This window comes from Symbiopectobacterium sp. Eva_TO, from assembly GCF_053848865.1.
Genome location: NZ_JBSPEY010000004.1, coordinates 673295 through 689276, shown reverse-complemented (window position 1 = coordinate 689276; position 15982 = coordinate 673295). Strand labels below are relative to the sequence as shown.

At 53.4% G+C, this 15982-nt stretch carries 22 protein-coding genes; all 22 read right to left on the bottom strand.

Annotated features, from left to right (window positions below; translation table 11 throughout):
• Positions 1-142 precede the first annotated feature (142 nt).
• Positions 143-1258: an EscU/YscU/HrcU family type III secretion system export apparatus switch protein gene (locus tag ACWWJF_RS05555; RefSeq protein WP_455868897.1), complete on the bottom strand. Its 1116-nt coding sequence runs from the start codon at positions 1256-1258 to the stop codon at positions 143-145.
• Complete coding sequence (locus ACWWJF_RS05550; RefSeq protein WP_455868896.1) at positions 1209-1982, bottom strand: EscT/YscT/HrcT family type III secretion system export apparatus protein; 774 nt, start codon at positions 1980-1982, stop codon at positions 1209-1211. Before ACWWJF_RS05550 ends, ACWWJF_RS05555 begins: the two co-directional genes overlap by 50 nt.
• Positions 1979-2245 carry an EscS/YscS/HrcS family type III secretion system export apparatus protein gene (locus ACWWJF_RS05545; protein WP_222158458.1) on the bottom strand — a complete coding sequence of 89 codons (267 nt, stop codon included), beginning with the start codon at positions 2243-2245 and terminating at the stop codon, positions 1979-1981. Before ACWWJF_RS05545 ends, ACWWJF_RS05550 begins: the two co-directional genes overlap by 4 nt.
• A complete protein-coding gene (gene sctR / locus ACWWJF_RS05540) occupies positions 2242-2889 on the bottom strand; it encodes a type III secretion system export apparatus subunit SctR (RefSeq protein ID WP_455868895.1) in 648 nt (215 codons plus the stop codon). Before sctR ends, ACWWJF_RS05545 begins: the two co-directional genes overlap by 4 nt.
• A 94-nt stretch (positions 2890-2983) precedes the next feature.
• Positions 2984-3961, bottom strand: a complete 978-nt coding sequence (locus tag ACWWJF_RS05535) for a YscQ/HrcQ family type III secretion apparatus protein (RefSeq protein ID WP_455870947.1) — start codon at positions 3959-3961, stop codon at positions 2984-2986.
• Positions 3909-4310 carry a hypothetical protein gene (locus ACWWJF_RS05530; RefSeq protein WP_455868894.1) on the bottom strand — a complete coding sequence of 134 codons (402 nt, stop codon included), beginning with the start codon at positions 4308-4310 and terminating at the stop codon, positions 3909-3911. Before ACWWJF_RS05530 ends, ACWWJF_RS05535 begins: the two co-directional genes overlap by 53 nt.
• Positions 4311-4320: 10 nt before the next feature.
• Positions 4321-4701: a hypothetical protein gene (locus tag ACWWJF_RS05525; RefSeq protein WP_455868893.1), complete on the bottom strand. Its 381-nt coding sequence runs from the start codon at positions 4699-4701 to the stop codon at positions 4321-4323.
• On the bottom strand, positions 4701-6002 hold the full coding sequence (locus ACWWJF_RS05520; protein WP_455870946.1) for a FliI/YscN family ATPase: 1302 nt from the start codon (positions 6000-6002) through the stop codon (positions 4701-4703). The genes ACWWJF_RS05525 and ACWWJF_RS05520 overlap by 1 nt, the downstream gene beginning before the upstream one ends.
• A gap of 10 nt (positions 6003-6012) precedes the next feature.
• Positions 6013-8058, bottom strand: a complete 2046-nt coding sequence (locus ACWWJF_RS05515) for an EscV/YscV/HrcV family type III secretion system export apparatus protein (protein ID WP_455870945.1) — start codon at positions 8056-8058, stop codon at positions 6013-6015.
• A complete protein-coding gene (locus ACWWJF_RS05510) occupies positions 8058-8426 on the bottom strand; it encodes a type III secretion system protein SsaM (RefSeq protein ID WP_455868892.1) in 369 nt (122 codons plus the stop codon). The genes ACWWJF_RS05515 and ACWWJF_RS05510 overlap by 1 nt, the downstream gene beginning before the upstream one ends.
• Before the next feature lie 56 nt (positions 8427-8482).
• Positions 8483-9499 carry a SepL/TyeA/HrpJ family type III secretion system gatekeeper gene (locus tag ACWWJF_RS05505; protein ID WP_455868891.1) on the bottom strand — a complete coding sequence of 339 codons (1017 nt, stop codon included), beginning with the start codon at positions 9497-9499 and terminating at the stop codon, positions 8483-8485.
• A complete protein-coding gene (locus tag ACWWJF_RS05500) occupies positions 9483-10160 on the bottom strand; it encodes a type III secretion system stator protein SctL (protein WP_455868890.1) in 678 nt (225 codons plus the stop codon). The genes ACWWJF_RS05505 and ACWWJF_RS05500 overlap by 17 nt, the downstream gene beginning before the upstream one ends.
• Positions 10157-10729 carry a type III secretion system domain-containing protein gene (locus tag ACWWJF_RS05495; RefSeq protein WP_455868889.1) on the bottom strand — a complete coding sequence of 191 codons (573 nt, stop codon included), beginning with the start codon at positions 10727-10729 and terminating at the stop codon, positions 10157-10159. Before ACWWJF_RS05495 ends, ACWWJF_RS05500 begins: the two co-directional genes overlap by 4 nt.
• Complete coding sequence (ssaJ, locus tag ACWWJF_RS05490) at positions 10726-11478, bottom strand: EscJ/YscJ/HrcJ family type III secretion inner membrane ring protein SsaJ (RefSeq protein ID WP_455868888.1); 753 nt, start codon at positions 11476-11478, stop codon at positions 10726-10728. The genes ACWWJF_RS05495 and ssaJ overlap by 4 nt, the downstream gene beginning before the upstream one ends.
• Positions 11475-11735 carry a type III secretion system inner rod subunit SctI gene (gene sctI, locus ACWWJF_RS05485; protein WP_455868887.1) on the bottom strand — a complete coding sequence of 87 codons (261 nt, stop codon included), beginning with the start codon at positions 11733-11735 and terminating at the stop codon, positions 11475-11477. The genes ssaJ and sctI overlap by 4 nt, the downstream gene beginning before the upstream one ends.
• 40 nt (positions 11736-11775) lie before the next feature.
• Entirely contained in the window at positions 11776-12027 is a 252-nt protein-coding gene (locus ACWWJF_RS05480) for an EscG/YscG/SsaH family type III secretion system needle protein co-chaperone (RefSeq protein WP_430360421.1), read from the bottom strand.
• Positions 12024-12239, bottom strand: coding sequence for a type III secretion system needle filament subunit SctF (gene sctF / locus ACWWJF_RS05475; RefSeq protein ID WP_455868886.1), 216 nt, complete (start codon positions 12237-12239; stop codon positions 12024-12026). Before sctF ends, ACWWJF_RS05480 begins: the two co-directional genes overlap by 4 nt.
• A 114-nt stretch (positions 12240-12353) precedes the next feature.
• Positions 12354-12785: a type III secretion system effector protein SseE gene (gene sseE / locus ACWWJF_RS05470; RefSeq protein WP_455868885.1), complete on the bottom strand. Its 432-nt coding sequence runs from the start codon at positions 12783-12785 to the stop codon at positions 12354-12356.
• 2 nt (positions 12786-12787) lie between these two features.
• On the bottom strand, positions 12788-13465 hold the full coding sequence (gene sseD, locus ACWWJF_RS05465) for a type III secretion system translocon protein SseD (RefSeq protein ID WP_455868884.1): 678 nt from the start codon (positions 13463-13465) through the stop codon (positions 12788-12790).
• Positions 13466-13474: 9 nt separating this feature from the next.
• Positions 13475-14914, bottom strand: coding sequence for a type III secretion system translocon subunit SctE (gene sctE, locus ACWWJF_RS05460; protein ID WP_455868883.1), 1440 nt, complete (start codon positions 14912-14914; stop codon positions 13475-13477).
• Complete coding sequence (sscA, locus tag ACWWJF_RS05455) at positions 14907-15371, bottom strand: CesD/SycD/LcrH family type III secretion system chaperone SscA (RefSeq protein WP_455868882.1); 465 nt, start codon at positions 15369-15371, stop codon at positions 14907-14909. The genes sctE and sscA overlap by 8 nt, the downstream gene beginning before the upstream one ends.
• Positions 15368-15973, bottom strand: coding sequence for a type III secretion system translocon protein SseB (gene sseB / locus ACWWJF_RS05450; RefSeq protein ID WP_455868881.1), 606 nt, complete (start codon positions 15971-15973; stop codon positions 15368-15370). Before sseB ends, sscA begins: the two co-directional genes overlap by 4 nt.
• Positions 15974-15982 lie beyond the last annotated feature (9 nt).

The following is a 15982-nucleotide window of genomic DNA, read 5'->3' as shown; positions in this document are numbered from 1 at the left end:
GGCCTACATCAGGGATTTAATACGCACGCTGACAATCAGTAAACGCGCGATACGTATCGATTTTGCAAAGAGTACAACTCCATTATGGTTCTCTTTGCGCTTTGACCGGCACCGTACCTTGGCCCGGTCTTTTTTTTGCCTGTCAGTTGGCCTCCTCGCCACCGACCTCCTTGCGAGGCGCGTAATCGATCTGCAAGACAATGCGCAGCAGCGCGGCAACCGGTTCGAAAAGCGCATCAGGGATACGCTCGCCGCATTTCACATCATAAAACAGCGTTCGCGCCAGAGGGATGTTTTCTACCATCGGAATGCCCTCACGTTGCGCCAACTCGACAATGTGTTGCGCCATGGCATCCCTGCCTTTCTCCAACACGCGCGGCACTGGCATCGTCTCGGGATCGTATCCCAGGCAAACCACCAAATGCGTCGGATTGCGCACAATCACCGCCGATTGCCTGACGTTTTGTGCCAGACTGCCGCTCTGCACTTCGCGCTGTAGGGCAAGACGGCGCTGTTTAATATGTGGATCCCCTTCCCGGTTCTTGTTTTCCTGTTTGATGTCCTCCTTGCTCATGCGCTGCTGCTTCAACGTATGAAAACGTTGATAGCTATAATCCGCCACTGCCAGTACCAGATAAAATCCCAGAATGCCAAGCCACATAAAACGCATGATGGAGGAAAAAGTGGGTAACGCACAGTGAGGATCGCAGTAAGGCAACGCGCGAAACGTCGACGCGTAGGCATAGAACAACAAGAGAAAAATCACGCACAGCAGCACCACTTTCAAACAGGATTTGAGCAGTTCAACCACGCTGCGCCAGGAAACAATCTGTTTAAGGTTGTTCACCGGGTTAAGTTTGCTCCCCTTGAAACCTACGGCCTTACTGGCAACCACAAAACCGATTTGAATCAGCACGCTGAAAACGGTGGCAACGCTTACCATTGCTCCCAGATAAAGTAGCACCAGCCCGCACTCCTTCACCAGCGCGCGCACAATCGTGCCCAGCGCATAGGAGAAAGGGGCATTAATAACGCGCAGAGATTCCTGGATGAGCAAGGTGATGTTTTGTACCAGTACATCGGAAAAAAAATGAAAAAAAAGAAATAAAGCGAGCAGTTGTGCGCCGGAGGTCAGCTCAACGCTTTTGATCACCTGCCCCTCTTTTTCACCATCCTGCCGCCTTTTGCGGGTGGGTTGCTCCGTTTTCTCACTCATGTTGAGCCAACCACTCGCCAACATGTTGGTAGAGGCATTCACTCTCCATCAGATAGTGGTGCAACGCATAGGGCAGCGATACGATCAGCAGCAACAAAACCAACAGGCTTTTGATGGGCATAGCCAGAAAGAACACGTTCAACTGTTGCGCCGAACGATTCAACAACCCCAGCGCCATATCTGTCAACACCATCACTAACACTGCAGGCAAGGAGAAGCTTAAACACAGGTGATAGAGCGCCTGCCACTCCACCTTGATAAAATCCAACAGCGGCTGATTAAACGCCAGCGTCTTACCAGGCGGTAGGTAATGGTAAGAGTCATACAGCACGCTCAGGTGCAAATTAATACCGCCGCTAATAAAAAACAGCGCACACAGAAACTGGCTGAACAACAAACCAAAAAGTGACGACTGGACAGACATCGCAGGGTTGAATACCGCACTCATGGTTGCACCGCGCAGTGAATCGATAATAAATCCCGCCATATCCACGGCCCAAAAAGGAATTGCGCCGCAGAACCCCAATACCAGTCCGATAAGCAATTCACCGGGAATATAGCTCAACCATGTCCACCCCTCGCCAATGTTCTGGGGCATTGGCACCACTGCCAACATCGGCAATGCAATCGCCATTAACACCGCGTTTCTCACTAACGGCGACCCTAAGTTCCCTGCCTGCAACAGCGGAAACAGCAGGGTCATCCCCAGCGGGCGCATCATAAGAAAAGCCAGATGCGCGATCTCTTCGTTAAGCACCAGATTCATGCATGCGCACTTATTTGCAATAGCACCTGGCGTGTATATCCCAGCAGAATGCCGCCAAGCCAGTGATAGGTCGCCATCAGCATCAGCGCCACGGCCAGCAGCTTGATCATAAATTGCAGGGTCTGATCCTGTATCTGCGTCAACGCTTGTAACAAGCTAACCAGTACGCCGACCACACACGCGACAACAATGATCGGCAATGAGGTCAGCAAGACGATCCACAACAGTTGGGTCATCAGGTGCGTCAGAGTGGCTTCATTCATACGAAACTCTGTACTAACTGAGCAAGGATCAGGTCCCAACCGCCGGCCAAGAGAAAAATCAACAGTTTGAACGGTAAGGCGATAGTCATGGGAGAGACCATCATCATCCCCATCGCCAGCAGGATATTGGACACCAGCAAGTCAATGGCAAGAAACGGCAGGTATATCAATAAGCCGATACGAAACGCCTGGGTCAATTGGCTGACCGTGAACGCGGGCAGCAAAATGAGTAAGGAGTCGTCCTTCACCATGCGACGCGCCTCTTCCGGCCAGGTTTTCGCAACCAGGTTCTGAAAATAATGCACCTGCTTATCTTCAGTGTTTTTTATCAGAAAGTGACGATAGGGCGTCAACGCCTGACTGTGCCAACCGCTCATCCAGGCAGGTTCGCCCTCAACGGCGACCGGATGCCACTGCGCCTTTACCGCCAGCAGCGTTGGGGCCATGATAAACAGCGACAGCACCAGCGCAAGGCCATACAGCGCCATATTTGGCGGCACTTGCTGGATCCCCAGGGCATTGCGCAAGATGGAGAAGACCACCGCCAGTTTGAGAAATGAGGTTCCCATTACGATAATCAGCGGCAGCAGCGAAAGCACAAACAGCAGCGCAATTAACTGCCAGGGAGAGTCAGGTAGTGACATGTGAGTTCCACGCTATAGGGTTGACATCCCCTTATACCTCGGCTAAATCAGACGCACCTACCGGGCATTCACCCCATCTTGCACCCACCGCCGCTCAATCTTGTGCAGTGAGATACCATTGCCGGATTTGCACCAAAAAGCGGTCGCCGCAGCCAATCAGAGCACCTTTGCCAATGGCACGGCCATTCAACTTCAATGTTACTTCTGGAGAGAACTCGGCGTTCACCGCCACCGTATCGCCTACTTGTAGCGTTCGCAGCGATTCCAGTGTCAGCGTGACCTGCCCGACCTCAACCAACAATTTTTGCGGCAGCGCTGCAAGATCCACTGACATGGACTCGGCGCTAGCGGGTTCATCCGGTATTTCACTAGCGCTATTTTCAAGCTCAGCGCCTAACGCTCGACAGTGCATCGTGTTATCTCCGTTTATCTGGACATACGCCGCCTGCTTCAGCAATGGCGACAAGGCGAAATGCCCCGCACGTAAATCACCATATGGGTGTATTGCGATCCCTTCCCCCCGCGTCAGCCCCCGTAAAACAGACAGCGGGAGCTCACACTCTCCGGCATACAGCGCACACCGCAGCGGTGGTAATGGACCAGTGGGGACACAATCGGGCACGATCAACGCATGCAGATGCTTAAACCCAGCGTCATTATTGCCAAACAGCACGGCCTGAAAAACAACCTGTTCCACCTGCCAGGTAAAAACAACGCCCCATTGCTCGGACAGAGCGCTACAAGGGCACGGTGCCGCATTCTCCCGCACTATGCTGGCCTGGCAATGTGCCAGCAATGGCGATAGCGCCCACGCTGCGATCTCCTCAAGCAATAACGCATTTACCGTTGCCACCTCTGACGTGCCAAGCATCTGCTCGCACAGTGCCCGCCACCCGGTGTCCTCCAGCCAAACGTGGCTCACCGATGTGCCGTCATCGAAGGAAAGTGTTATAACTACCCCGGATTGAGCGCGCGTCCACGTTTGTAAACCGATATGCAATTCGCCTGCGGTTACGCCCTCAGGAGGAAGATGCTGCGCCAGGTTCCACGCATCCTGGGTCGTCCTTAACATATTCAACCTCCAGAACAACGGCATGTCCTGCCTCGCGCAAACGCGCGCAGAGCCAGGATGAAATAAGGCTCAAGGTGTCGAACAGCTCGCGCTGAGACACCTGGATACAGAGGTGAAGTTCACCGTCCCGCTCGCTGACCTCACACAGAATCACTTCACCATTGCAATTCACCATGCGATAACGCTGTCGGCGATACGCATAAGGAGAAAGCGGAGAAGAGGTGCAATGCGTTGCCTTTTGAGCTATCAGTTGCATAAACTTCCGAGCGTCTATCGCGGTTTCAGCGTCGGTCGCTTCCGGCTCCGGCAACGTGTGCCACAGACTCCCTTCAACGCGTGTCCCGCTCATGAATAGCGGCTCATCGTCTACAGCCTGCATCGTTGAGCACACTGTGCAGTTTTTCCTTCTTTTTCATGACAACATTCAGCGCTTGCCTTACCGCGTCTTGCTGCGCCAATACGGCGCGCTGATCATCAGACAGCGCCATCAAGTTAGCCATCAATTGCTGATCCTCATCGCGCAATGTCATCAGTGTCTGTTTATGCGCCAGTAGTTCATCGCTGATTCGCGTACCAGACCAGGCCAGCCAGGCGTTTCGTTTTTCGGCCAGCAATGTGCGATGGGTCGCGCAGGTGCACATGTCCTGTTCCAGTTGCTGGAGCTGAGAGCGTTGCAGTACCAACTGTCGGCGCAAGGCGATTTCCCGACGTTGCTTGATGGCCAATAACGCCCGCAGCATCACGGTGTTACCAGCGCACTTAGCCGTTGCAATAACAGATCGCGATGACATGGTTCATTCTCCTGCTGTTGTAAAAATGCATTGATCGCCGCGTACTTTTCTACCGCCAGATCGGCGATCGGATCCTCACCTTGTTGATACTCCCCCACTCGTACCAGTAGCTCTACATCGCGATAAACGCTGAGCAAACGGCGTACCTCATTGGCAAGCGTCATGTGCATCTGACTGGTAACGTTAGGCATGATGCGGCTTACGCTGGCGAGCACATCAATCGCCGGGAAATGCGCCGCCTCGGCCAACTGTCGCGACAGCACGATGTGTCCATCGAGCAGCGAGCGCACCTCATCGGCCAACGGCTCATTCATATCGTCCCCCTCCACCAGCACGGTGTAGAACGCAGTAATGCTGCCACAGCGTCCTTTACCGGCCCGCTCCAGCAAGCGCGGCAGCGCGGCAAACACGCTGGGGGGATAGCTACCCGCAACCGCACGCTCGCCTGCCTCTATGGCGATTTCCCGCGCGGCGCGGGCGTAGCGCGTCAGTGAATCAGCCATTAACAGTACGCGCTGGCCCCGATCGCGAAACGACTCTGCAATGGTGGTCGCCACATACAGCGCGCGCATGCGCTCGAGCGGCGGTCTGTCTGACGTGGCGACAACAACGACGCAGCGACGTCGCGTCTGAGCATTTAGCGAATGCTCTAAAAATTCCCGCACTTCGCGGCCACGCTCTCCGATGAGGGCCAGAACAATCACCTCGCAGTCCGCGCCGTGGCACAGCATGGAAAGCAATGTGCTTTTCCCCACGCCCGCGGCCGCGAAAATCCCGATACGCTGCCCTTCACCGCAGGTGAGTAAACTGTCTATCGCCCGCACCCCGGTTAACACCGGGCGATCGATCATCCCACGGGCCAGTGCCGCCGGAGGCGGTGCGTCAAAATTGCGCCACGGCCCGTGCCACGCCTCATTGCCATCCAGCATCTGCCCAAGGCCATCAACCACGCGGCCCAGCAACGCGTCGCCGACTGGAACCTGCTGGCATCGTTTTAGCGGCCGCACCTTTTGCCCGCAAAACAGACCTACAGTGCTGGCAAAGGGAGATAACAGCGCATCTTCGCCGTCCACCGCAACCACCTCAGCCAAGGTACCGCCGGGTAAAATTTGGCAAAGCTCGCCCATAAACACGCCGGGCAACCGCACTTTCAACAAAGAGGCGCTGATATGCAGCACCCGTCCCGTCATGTCGATACCATCAGGCGGTTCGCCGGACAATGTCAGCCGGCGGCCCACCGCCTCCACCAAAGAGGAAAAATCAATCTTCATCATCGGATGCGTACTCGGGGTTCAGGTCAATACTCTGCACCACCTGGATAAGGCAGTGCTCCCCGATTTCCTGCCACGACAACACCGCAATGTCGGCGTGTTGTTGCTCTATGACCTTACGCAAGAAACGACGTGTATCCACTGAGCTAACAATTACAAACTCGCCGTGTACCGCTTGTGCCTCAGCAATCAACTGCAATATCTGCGCACGTTGTTCGCTGCTTAATGCGGTGTAGGTGCCCATTGCGGTCTGACGAATGGATTCGCGAATCACATTCTCCATCTCCTCCCCGATGCGCAGCACGCGTAGCGGCGTCCCTTCTACCATAAGACGATGCAAAATATGGCGTCGCAAAGCGATGCGAACATACTCCGTCAGCATCTGGACATCTTTTTCCCGCGGAGCCCACTCAATTAGCGTGCCAAAAATCAGACGCAAATCGCGGATAGAGACCCGTTCTGAAACCAATCGTTGGAGTACCTCGGCAATTTTGTTGATGGGCATCTGTCGCTGAAGTTCTTTCACCAACTCGGCATAGCGTTTCTCCATGGCATCCATAAGGTAGCGCGCTTCTTGCACCCCGATAAACTCCGCCATGTGGTTGACCAACACCTTATGCAACAGCCCAATAAGGCACTGGTCACCGGTAAACACCGTTTGCCCCGCCTGTTGTGCACGTTGCCCCTCAGCGGCAGACAGCCAAGCGATCCGCCCCATTCCCTGCGGCAACACCTGCGTCTCTGTCGTGACATCTGCCGCCTCCGCAGTGGTGAAAACCATGCAGGAGGCCGCCACAGGGAGCGTCAAAGAGAACACCGACTCCTGATAGACAAGCACCGCCATGCTGTTATCTGTCATAGAGGCATCAACGATAATGGAGACATCCGGCAGAGGTACACCAAGGGTTTCAAACAGGGTTTTGCGCAGAGCATCGATCTCCAACGAAAGAGACTCTGAATGCAGGCGCGGTGCAAGTCGCAAAGTCAGAGGCTGCGCGCCCGGCACCATCTGATCGTCATCAACGCTGCCCTGCGGCGCGGATACAGACTGCGGATGTCGTGCGCGATACCAAAGCAGTGCACAAGGTAATGCGGTAAGTACCGCCATGATAAAGAAGTAGATAAACGGGAAGCCGGGAATGACGGCAAACAACAACATCACCACCGCTGCGAGGATCAGCGCCTGAGGCTGTTTCCCCAATTGCGTGCTCAGCTCACGCCCCAGATTTTGCCGTTTCTCACCCGGCACGCGAGTGACGATAATACCGGCACTGAGCGAAATCAGCAGCGAGGGGATCTGGCCGCACAGGCCGTCACCGATAGAGAGCACGCTGTAGGTTTGCACCGCATCCCCAAGCGACATGCCGTATTGCACCACGGCAATGGTAATGCCGCCCAGGATATTCACCAGCACAACAATAATACCGGCGATAGCATCCCCTTTCACAAACTTCATGGCTCCGTCCATCGCGCCAAGAAAACGGCTTTCGTGCTGCACATGCAGACGCAGTTGCCGCGCCTGATCGGCATCGATCACCCCAGCACGCAGATCGCCATCAATACTCATCTGCTTGCCCGGCATGCCATCAAGAGAAAACCGAGCGCTCACCTCAGCTACACGCTCCGTCCCCTTAGTGATAACGATAAACTGCACGATGGTGATGATGGCGAAAATCACCAGTCCCACCGTCAGGTTTCCCCCCACCATAAAACGGCCAAACGCATCGATGATATCGCCGGCATTGTGCTGCAACAGCACCAGACGCGAGGTGCTAATGGTCAGCGACAACCGATAAAGCGTGGTGATCAGTAACAGTGAGGGGAACACCGACAGATCCAGCGGATCGTTGATGTAAATGGCAAACAATAGCAGGATGATGGAAAAGGCCAGATTAATGGCGATCAAAATATCCACCACAAACGTAGGCAACGGCAGGGTGATCATGACAATCGCCATGAGCATCACCACGGCGAGAATAATATCTTGCCTACCGGCGCACATTTGCAACCAGCGCTGAACGTTATCTTTTCTCATCACGTTGGTTTGCATAATTTTTCCAGAAAGGTTCGCTGGCGATGGTGCAGCCATAGCCACTGTTCAGCCACGCTGTCTGCCATCGGGGCACAACTGATCACCATGCCTTGACGTAACGTAAAGACACGTTGAGGAATGCCTGCAAACCAGGCGGGATGGGCGTGTTGCAATGCAACAAGCAGTAACGCATTGTCCCGCCAAGGGTCCAGCAGACATTGGCTGATATGCATGCGTCCCTGACGGAAGGTGAGGAAGGTTTGAAATCCCCGATCGACCCATTGCATTTCGGCAGAGGGGGGTTGCTCCGCCAGCTCAGCCAACTGTATAAAGCGCTGGATGTTTCTTTCGATGAACAGATCTAATGTCATGATGTCCTTCCTCTCATGTCCGGTAACAGAATCCCAGAGAAGACAAGGAGGAGAAATCAAGACAACACCTGATTACCCTTCATTTTTTGCAGCACGGTAAGAATACTTTCACGCTGATCTTCATCGCTAAAACACGCATCCGGCATAACTCTGAATTGCACATCCAGATAGCGTATGATGTGCTTGAATACCGTCGCGCTGGGGGTCAACGAAGAGATTCGCGTGATAAGCCAATCCTCAAACAGCCAACTTTCCTGTGTAATATCAATCAACAAGGTCAAAAGTGAATCGGAAGGCAGAGAATAACGTTTTTCCTGCTCTTTACACTCCTGCTCCAGCCCCAAAAATAGCAACAGGCGACGCAGGCGGACCAGTACGGTCGCCAACCTGGTCTGCTGAGCACCACCGATAGAGAGCGAGAGTTCAAACGCTGCCATGTGTAACACAACGCGGAGCCGACGCTGACGATCGGACCAGTCAACGATGCGTTTAAACCATTCCGATAACGATATGTCCTGTTCATCCATCGCGCGCTGGAATAAGCGGCCAATGGGTGCCAGTACCGCCTTGCTGACAGTACCGAGCTCCATCAGGCCAAAGAGTGTGGTTTCATACGCATTTTCTTCGAGAAGCTGGGCCAACTGCGCATTCAGCGCCTTTTTCCGTTTTTCATCCAACGCCGTTGATGCCAGGTGTTGAGCGATCGTAAAAATACGCCGTAGCCCTTCCAGCGCCTCACTATTCTCCTCAGACGACGCGGCGAGAAACGTCGAAAAGCCACCGTCCTGGTCACGTAGGCGTTGTATCAGTGCAATTAACTCTTGCTGTCTGCGTACCTGCCTTTCTGACGATGCCAGCCGCTTTTCATCGCGCATTCGGCCAGAAAGTACCAGACTCATCTCTTCCAGCGTTGAATCCAGCGATTCGCCTGCCGCTTCCTTCAGTTCCAGTAACGCCATGTCCATCGGCGGCATGCTGAATTCGACATTGCGCACCGGCAGCACCCGGTGCGATTCATAGTGCGGTGATAGCACCGGACTGACGGGATTGTGATCCTCAGGTATCTTCATCATCAAGCCTGGCCTCCTGTTCCTGGATACCGAGATCATCCTCGGTATCTATCCACGCCAGCACCTGCTGAAAATGCCGACTGAGCGAAAAAGAGACGCTAAGCTGTGATGATGTCAGAACGGCTTCATCCATAGCCAACTGAGGATCACAGACGATGGCTAGCCGCTCCCCGAAGGCATCGCGCATTCTGGCCTCTCTCTCGGGATGAATCTGCAAGGTGGCCCCCCCCATAGCAGCCAGTTGCTCCACCTGCTGCGACAAACGCGCACACAGCAGGTCATCAACGGGCTGTTGGGAAAACCAAGCGCTCAATACGTTCCCCATAGCAAGGCGGATACGCGACGTGACCGCCTGCACCACGCACTGTTCCACCGACGCAGCCTCACACAGTGACACCACGTGGCGCTCCAACCACCGCTCCTCGCAGCGGGTGAGAATCTCCTGCTGACGGCGAGAGAACTCGGCATAAGCCTCGCTCTGTATCTGGCGCTGCGCTTTACGCGCCTGACGTATCATTTGCTCTGCCTTACGGCTCGCCACTTTCACAATAACAGCGGCCTCTTGATGTGCATCAAGCAGGGTGTGGGTATAAGCCAACTGAGTGTTTAGCCTTTCAGCGGGAATCACGGGGAAATCGGGAAGTTGCCCATCAAGCTCAATCAACGGGAGTCGGCACAGCGGCATAGCATACGTTCCAGTAAATTCATGGTGGCCCAAGGTATCACGGGATACAACGCTTGCTTCAGCGGCGGCAACTGTATCAAAAGCGCCTTAAGCACGGGTTCACGCGTTGCAGCACGATAAAGCATGGCGATACCGATGCGATTCGCCGTATCGATCACCTGTTCCGGTGAATAAAAGGCGGGGTGTTTGTTGTCACACATGCCAAACAGGTGCCAGATCAGATCGTTATCCAGCCAATGGCGAAGCACGTGACGATAATCAGGCAGCAGAAAGTAATCACTGCACGCCAGCGTCAGCAGACCAAGCGCCAGCGCATATTTCGAGATATTCGGTCCCAGCACGGCCAAACGGCGCTGACGTTCATCAAGCCGCCCCGGCAGACAAATCGGGCCACGCTGTGCCCGTAATGCGCGGTTCAGCACGTTGTCTAAAACCGGGGATTCGCCATAACGCCACCGTTCGTACCGATGAAACCCTAACGATGCAAGCCAGTCAGGGTGCGCATAACGGGCGGGCTGCCAGACCGCGCGGTGCAACAGCAAGGTCAACGCATCCGGTCTACTGGACTCGTTCGCTGAAACACGCGCCACACTGTCAGTATCAACAGGGCCGATGCCAGTAAAATCAGCGTTAACACCACATATTGTCGATAACGGGATAGCCATTTCAGGAGCGCTCTCTGTTCAACGGATTTCGGCGGCGGAGCCACTCGAGCTCGATAGCCGGCAGGCTGCATCAAAATGCTGATTTGATCGTACTGGACACCGGGTATCGCTTTTTCAATCAGACTCTTGATTTGTACGCGAAACGCTTCCAGGTTCACTCGTGGGGAAAATTTAAGGTACACCGCTACCGAGGTGCTATCACCGGAACGGGTGCCAACATCATCACTGGGGGGATGGGATGCTATCGCGACAGAAGCATGCACAACCCCATCCATTTGGCTGAGCATCTCTTCAATGTGCTGTTCGGTGAGATACAGAATCTTCTGCTGCTCTTCCCGTGGAGAAACCACCAGTTGGTTAGGCGGAAACATGGTTTCTACCGTGGTGTAGCGTTTGCGAGGAAAGCCATCCATGCGCAGCACTTCAACGGCATCAATAAACCGAGACTTCTCGACGCGCAGCGTTACCCCGCCGTCCGGCGAAGGCTGCTTATCCGCATCAATGTTGTTGTTCATCAGAATCGCCAACATCTGGTTGGCATCACTCTGAGACAAACCGTTGTAGAGCTCAACACGACACCCCGCCAGCATGAAAGCCAGTATTGCCATGCCCAGACAGCGGAAGGCGTTCATGTCATATTGGCCAGTTTGTTGACCGTTTGTGCCGCAGAACCGGCGATCTTTGCGCCAAGATCGACACCGACGCTCAACGTCAAGATCTTCGCCTGCCGCTGCAACATCTGCTCCGGTGATAAGGTTTCTGCCGCACCGGATGCCGTTCCGGCATACAACATGTTCTTAAAGGTCTGCGCCGCCTGACTGTCCGATGCATCCATCGCATCGACGCTGTCATAACGGCCATCTGGCGATATCTTCTGAAAAATAGTCATGGGTGTGTCCATGGTGTCCCCCATAATCACGGTGAAAAACTCATAATGAAAAGCACTGCTTGACCACGTTAGCGTCCGGCGTATTCACGTGTTCCAAGGCACGCTTGGCCTCTTCAGGCGCATCCAGCCCCATCAGCAGGACGGCCATACACACCGCACAAGCGTCACTATCGCTGACCAAGCTCGGCACCACCGGCACAATCGCTCGCACCTGACGCAACAAGCCGTGATTCACCCCCGCAAAAGCAGTTTCAAGCAGCAGTTGCCGTTCAGCAGACGTCAGCACACTCATATCTTCGAGATAATCCCGCTCAGCAGATTTTTGATGGTACTGATCATCGCGCTTTCGTAATTGATAAAAGTGGAATACTGCTGCACGGCAAACTGCACCTTGAGCATGGCGTCTGGATTCGTTAAATCTGCGCCATTCATTTTGTCTTTGACGGCTTGCCCGGCCTGGTTTGACATGCGGGACAGCGTATCAATGAGCTGTTGAACATCCATCGTTGATCTCCATAGTCTGCGGCCTTATTGCGTGAGACAGCCTGTTACCGGGCAATATGTTTGCTGACATCCACTATCGTTTTAACCGGTCAGCCCGCCTATCCGGTGTTTAACCTAACTGCGGGCTTTTCCACGAAATATCCGCTCTATGTCTATTTCTAACCAACGCTCACCGTCGAGCAGGCACGTTACCGCGCCTTGTTGACACAGCCGCCGTACCAGTTTTTGGCGCTGGAGCGCTAAACGTCGGGGCAATACATCGGTTATGACTAACATGCGGATATGCCTCAACGCAGAAACCGAAAGTAACGCCTCTTGCAACAGCCGCCATAGTCGCAGTAATGACGCGGGTTGTGAGGCGCAGTCCGGTAACCGGGTTAAATTACAGATAAGCAACGCATTATTCTGAACACGAAAAACAAGGCGGTAGGGAAGCAGCGTGATGTGCTGGCCGAGACGCAATCCGCACCCCGACAAAAACAGGGGCTGCGGCGCTAACCCAACCGTTTGCAACTGCCTGCAAAAAAGGGCTTCCAGTCGTTCCATCATTACTTCGCAAGGGAATGAAGGGTCTGACTAAATACCTCAACCATTTTGCGGCCCATTTCCATCATCTGTTGTATGACGTCGATAGCCTTTTGCACAATGTCGTCGAGATTTCGGATGTAGGATTGCGCGTTTTTACTTTGAAAATCCGCCAATGCCCGCTCTATTTCTGCTTCACGGTTTTCCGATGCCGCGGAAAAGGAACAGAGCCCATTGGCTATCGATCCCGAACCGTTGACCCCCATCGTGGCGAGTTCTCGGGCACCTGCGCCGCTGATTTCCCCCATTATTCCGCCGGTCAGCGCGCCCGTGCACTGCATAAGGCCGCTTAAACAGTTGCCTAATGCGTTATCCCTTGCCGCACTAAAGCTATGCTCAATCGCGTTTAAACTGGTTGAAAGCGCATTCATTTCAAGCCCCCACCCTAATATCTGCTTCTTTTCGTTATACATGCGCATCACGTCACGCAAACGCCGGGCAAGGTTTAATAGTGTTACCCACAGTTGATCAAACATCGCGAAAAAGTCATTCAATTCTGCATCGCTAGTGGCCTTTTCCTTGGTTGCTACTGCGGCGTTCGTCTTTTGTGATAAGACAGAAGAGAGGTGGTCTGGAGTCACGTTGACGGGGAATAGGTCTATAGACAGCGTATTTTGATCCATAAGAATATTTTGGCTCATAACATATCCTCAAGCACGGCTACAGGCAATTTTTGCCAATACCGCACCGTAATCTTCCATTATTAATGTCGCGTTGTTTACGGCGGTGCTACTTTGCTGCAAATAATCGCCAAGCTGTTTTTCCTGATTTTTTTTACGTTCCTGCGTCCAACTATCTTCGATGTCGTTAATACGTTGCATAACGATTAATTCTTCAATTTCCTTACGCAAATCTGCCGCTTTCCATTGAGCAATACCCGATGTTATTTTTTGTCCACCACTTATCGCTAAGCGCACCGTGGTTAACCAGGTAACGGTGACATCTTTAATGATGCTGGAGGCTAGCCCTTTGCCTAGCGAGATCATAAAACGTCTACGCAACGCTTTTTCTGCGGTGGCAACGCCTTTTTCCAAAACGTCTTTCGCCACATCTGTAAGGGCGCTTTCCAGCTTTTCTGCTACAAGTTTCTCGATTTCCTGAAAGGTGGCGCTACGCCCCATCGTGCGTGCCAAATACTGGTTGACGTTCCCCTCAAGCGTGGCTTCAAGTTCACTGACAAAACGTTTAGTCGTATTTTCAGCAATCTGTTTAATCTGCTGCCCCACCTCACCGCTCTGTTGACTCACTGCCTCAACCAATGTTTTACCCGCGCCGCTGCCCATTTCTTTTTCGGCCGCAGAGATCAAACCGCGAGCCACATAAATACCACGACCGATCTGCAAAATATCCAGCCCCATCGCGACATATTCACAGGTGTTCTGTACCAAGCCTGCCGCGTGAATAACGGCTTCACAGTCCGCTTTATTCGCCCCCAGTCCCAAAGCAAACTCAGCGCCGCCTTTTACGATTCCGGCAACCCCTGCAGAGCAGTAAGCAATCCCAGCGGCAAAGGCAAGTGGATCTGCCGTTGCGACGGCTTCAACCAGTTTAAATACGCCTATCCCTATCTCAATGGCACTGTTTATCCAATCAAATACGGCACTACACAGCGCAGATTTACGTACCTGATCCGCCTGTTCAATCGACTTGTTGATCTGCTCCTGATATTTTTCAACCTGCTTATTGCGTAGGAAAGTTTGCAGCTCAGTGGCTCGGTTCAACTGTTCACAGAGTGCCATTGCATTGCTGCTGGAAGCACGCATCACTTGCTGCGTCACCAGCATCGATAACAGCAGTGGGTCCATTTTCACTATGTCTTGCAGCGAGGCCGAGGCGGAACCGGTATATCCGGCTTCCAGCAGCCGTTGCCAGGCGGCCTCAGCCTGCTGCGCGTTCACCGACTGCGCTACGCCCCCTTGCTGGCTTTCCGTTTCCACGTTCTTTGCTGCCTGGTGTTGCCGATAATGCAGACCAACAACAGAACGTATTGGGTGCGTTGTTTGCTTGGTTGGAGAAGAGACAGGCATCTCCTCTCCATCATCATAGGGCAGCGGGCAATCCACTCCCGTCCTGGCTTGTACACTATCCATCAGACTCTCCTGTTCGAGATAGTCCTTGCTCCGCCTGGCGGCGTATCGCCTGTAATAACCGGTTTTCACCGCAAATCAGCAAGGCAGCCTTAAAGGCTTTGCGTGCCAATGCTTTCTCACCACAGGCCAGAAAACACTCCCCCGCAGCACAAGGGACCTGCGCGGCCGATACGTTAATTTTCGCTGCCCGACCATAGGCATAAAGCGCATCTGACCAGGCGTGTGCAGCATGGCACGTCGCCCCAAGTTGATACCAGTAGTCAAAAGACCAATCATCGTAAGCGGTCAATATGCGTAACAGGTTGGCCGCCGCGCGATGATCCCCCGCGCTGGATAACTGTCTGGCGTAGCGAAAAAGGGTATCCAATTCGCCGCTTACGTCTTTTTTCAGCAACATGCGCACAGCGCCACCGCGACGCAAAAATTGCAGCATGGCCAGACTCTCGTCTTGCGTCATGAATAGGTCTTTTGGGTGATCATTTGCAGAATTTCGCCCCATTTGCTGACCAGGTTAGTCGCCTGCGAAATGGCCGCGTTAAGCATCTGTATTGCTTTTTGAATCGTCAGTTGCGCTTGAGAGGAGAGATCGCTGTCGCGATTCGCGCTGTTATCCAATGCGGCTTTAATGGCTTGGAGGCTGCCTTTGTCCAATTTACCGTCAGCCCCCGCGTGCTGTTTGATGTAGTCGTCTATCAATTTGCCATCTACCTGAATACCGTGCGTCTTCATATACTCAATAACGTCAGCTGGCACCGCTTCTTTGGTATTGCCATCACCTTTTGACGCTTGCGCAACGACCTCATCCATCTGGTTTGCCTTTTCCTGAGTATCTCTGGCTCGATTGGATGCATTTTGAATATCATTGAATTGGACATAGGCGCGCGATGACTGTACATCCTGCAACAACAGCATTATTTCATAGGCATAAGCGAAGAGATTATCGGATGGCCCATAATAACGCGATTTTCCCTGGGGTGTATTTCCGAGACGTGTTTCCTTATCTTCAAGTACACTTGGATTAATGCTTGGTAATGAATGAACTGGTATGCTTGGCATCATAAACCTCCT

Bases quoted from the DNA above. Each gene is read 5' to 3' on its own strand.
- ACWWJF_RS05550 (WP_455868896.1), bottom strand. From the start codon at position 1,982: ATGAATCTGGTGCTTAACGAAGAGATCGCGCATCTGGCTTTTCTTATG.
- ACWWJF_RS05545 (WP_222158458.1), bottom strand. From the start codon at position 2,245: ATGAATGAAGCCACTCTGACGCACCTGATGACCCAACTGTTGTGGATC.
- sctR (WP_455868895.1), bottom strand. From the start codon at position 2,889: ATGTCACTACCTGACTCTCCCTGGCAGTTAATTGCGCTGCTGTTTGTG.
- ACWWJF_RS05535 (WP_455870947.1), bottom strand. From the start codon at position 3,961: ATGTTAAGGACGACCCAGGATGCGTGGAACCTGGCGCAGCATCTTCCT.
- ACWWJF_RS05530 (WP_455868894.1), bottom strand. From the start codon at position 4,310: ATGAGCGGGACACGCGTTGAAGGGAGTCTGTGGCACACGTTGCCGGAG.
- ACWWJF_RS05525 (WP_455868893.1), bottom strand. From the start codon at position 4,701: ATGCTGCGGGCGTTATTGGCCATCAAGCAACGTCGGGAAATCGCCTTG.
- ACWWJF_RS05515 (WP_455870945.1), bottom strand. From the start codon at position 8,058: ATGAGAAAAGATAACGTTCAGCGCTGGTTGCAAATGTGCGCCGGTAGG.
- ACWWJF_RS05510 (WP_455868892.1), bottom strand. From the start codon at position 8,426: ATGACATTAGATCTGTTCATCGAAAGAAACATCCAGCGCTTTATACAG.
- ACWWJF_RS05505 (WP_455868891.1), bottom strand. From the start codon at position 9,499: ATGATGAAGATACCTGAGGATCACAATCCCGTCAGTCCGGTGCTATCA.
- ssaJ (WP_455868888.1), bottom strand. From the start codon at position 11,478: ATGAACGCCTTCCGCTGTCTGGGCATGGCAATACTGGCTTTCATGCTG.
- sctI (WP_455868887.1), bottom strand. From the start codon at position 11,735: ATGACTATTTTTCAGAAGATATCGCCAGATGGCCGTTATGACAGCGTC.
- ACWWJF_RS05480 (WP_430360421.1), bottom strand. From the start codon at position 12,027: ATGAGTGTGCTGACGTCTGCTGAACGGCAACTGCTGCTTGAAACTGCT.
- sctF (WP_455868886.1), bottom strand. From the start codon at position 12,239: ATGGATGTTCAACAGCTCATTGATACGCTGTCCCGCATGTCAAACCAG.
- sseE (WP_455868885.1), bottom strand. From the start codon at position 12,785: ATGGAACGACTGGAAGCCCTTTTTTGCAGGCAGTTGCAAACGGTTGGG.
- sseD (WP_455868884.1), bottom strand. From the start codon at position 13,465: ATGAGCCAAAATATTCTTATGGATCAAAATACGCTGTCTATAGACCTA.
- sctE (WP_455868883.1), bottom strand. From the start codon at position 14,914: ATGGATAGTGTACAAGCCAGGACGGGAGTGGATTGCCCGCTGCCCTAT.
- sscA (WP_455868882.1), bottom strand. From the start codon at position 15,371: ATGACGCAAGACGAGAGTCTGGCCATGCTGCAATTTTTGCGTCGCGGT.
- sseB (WP_455868881.1), bottom strand. From the start codon at position 15,973: ATGATGCCAAGCATACCAGTTCATTCATTACCAAGCATTAATCCAAGT.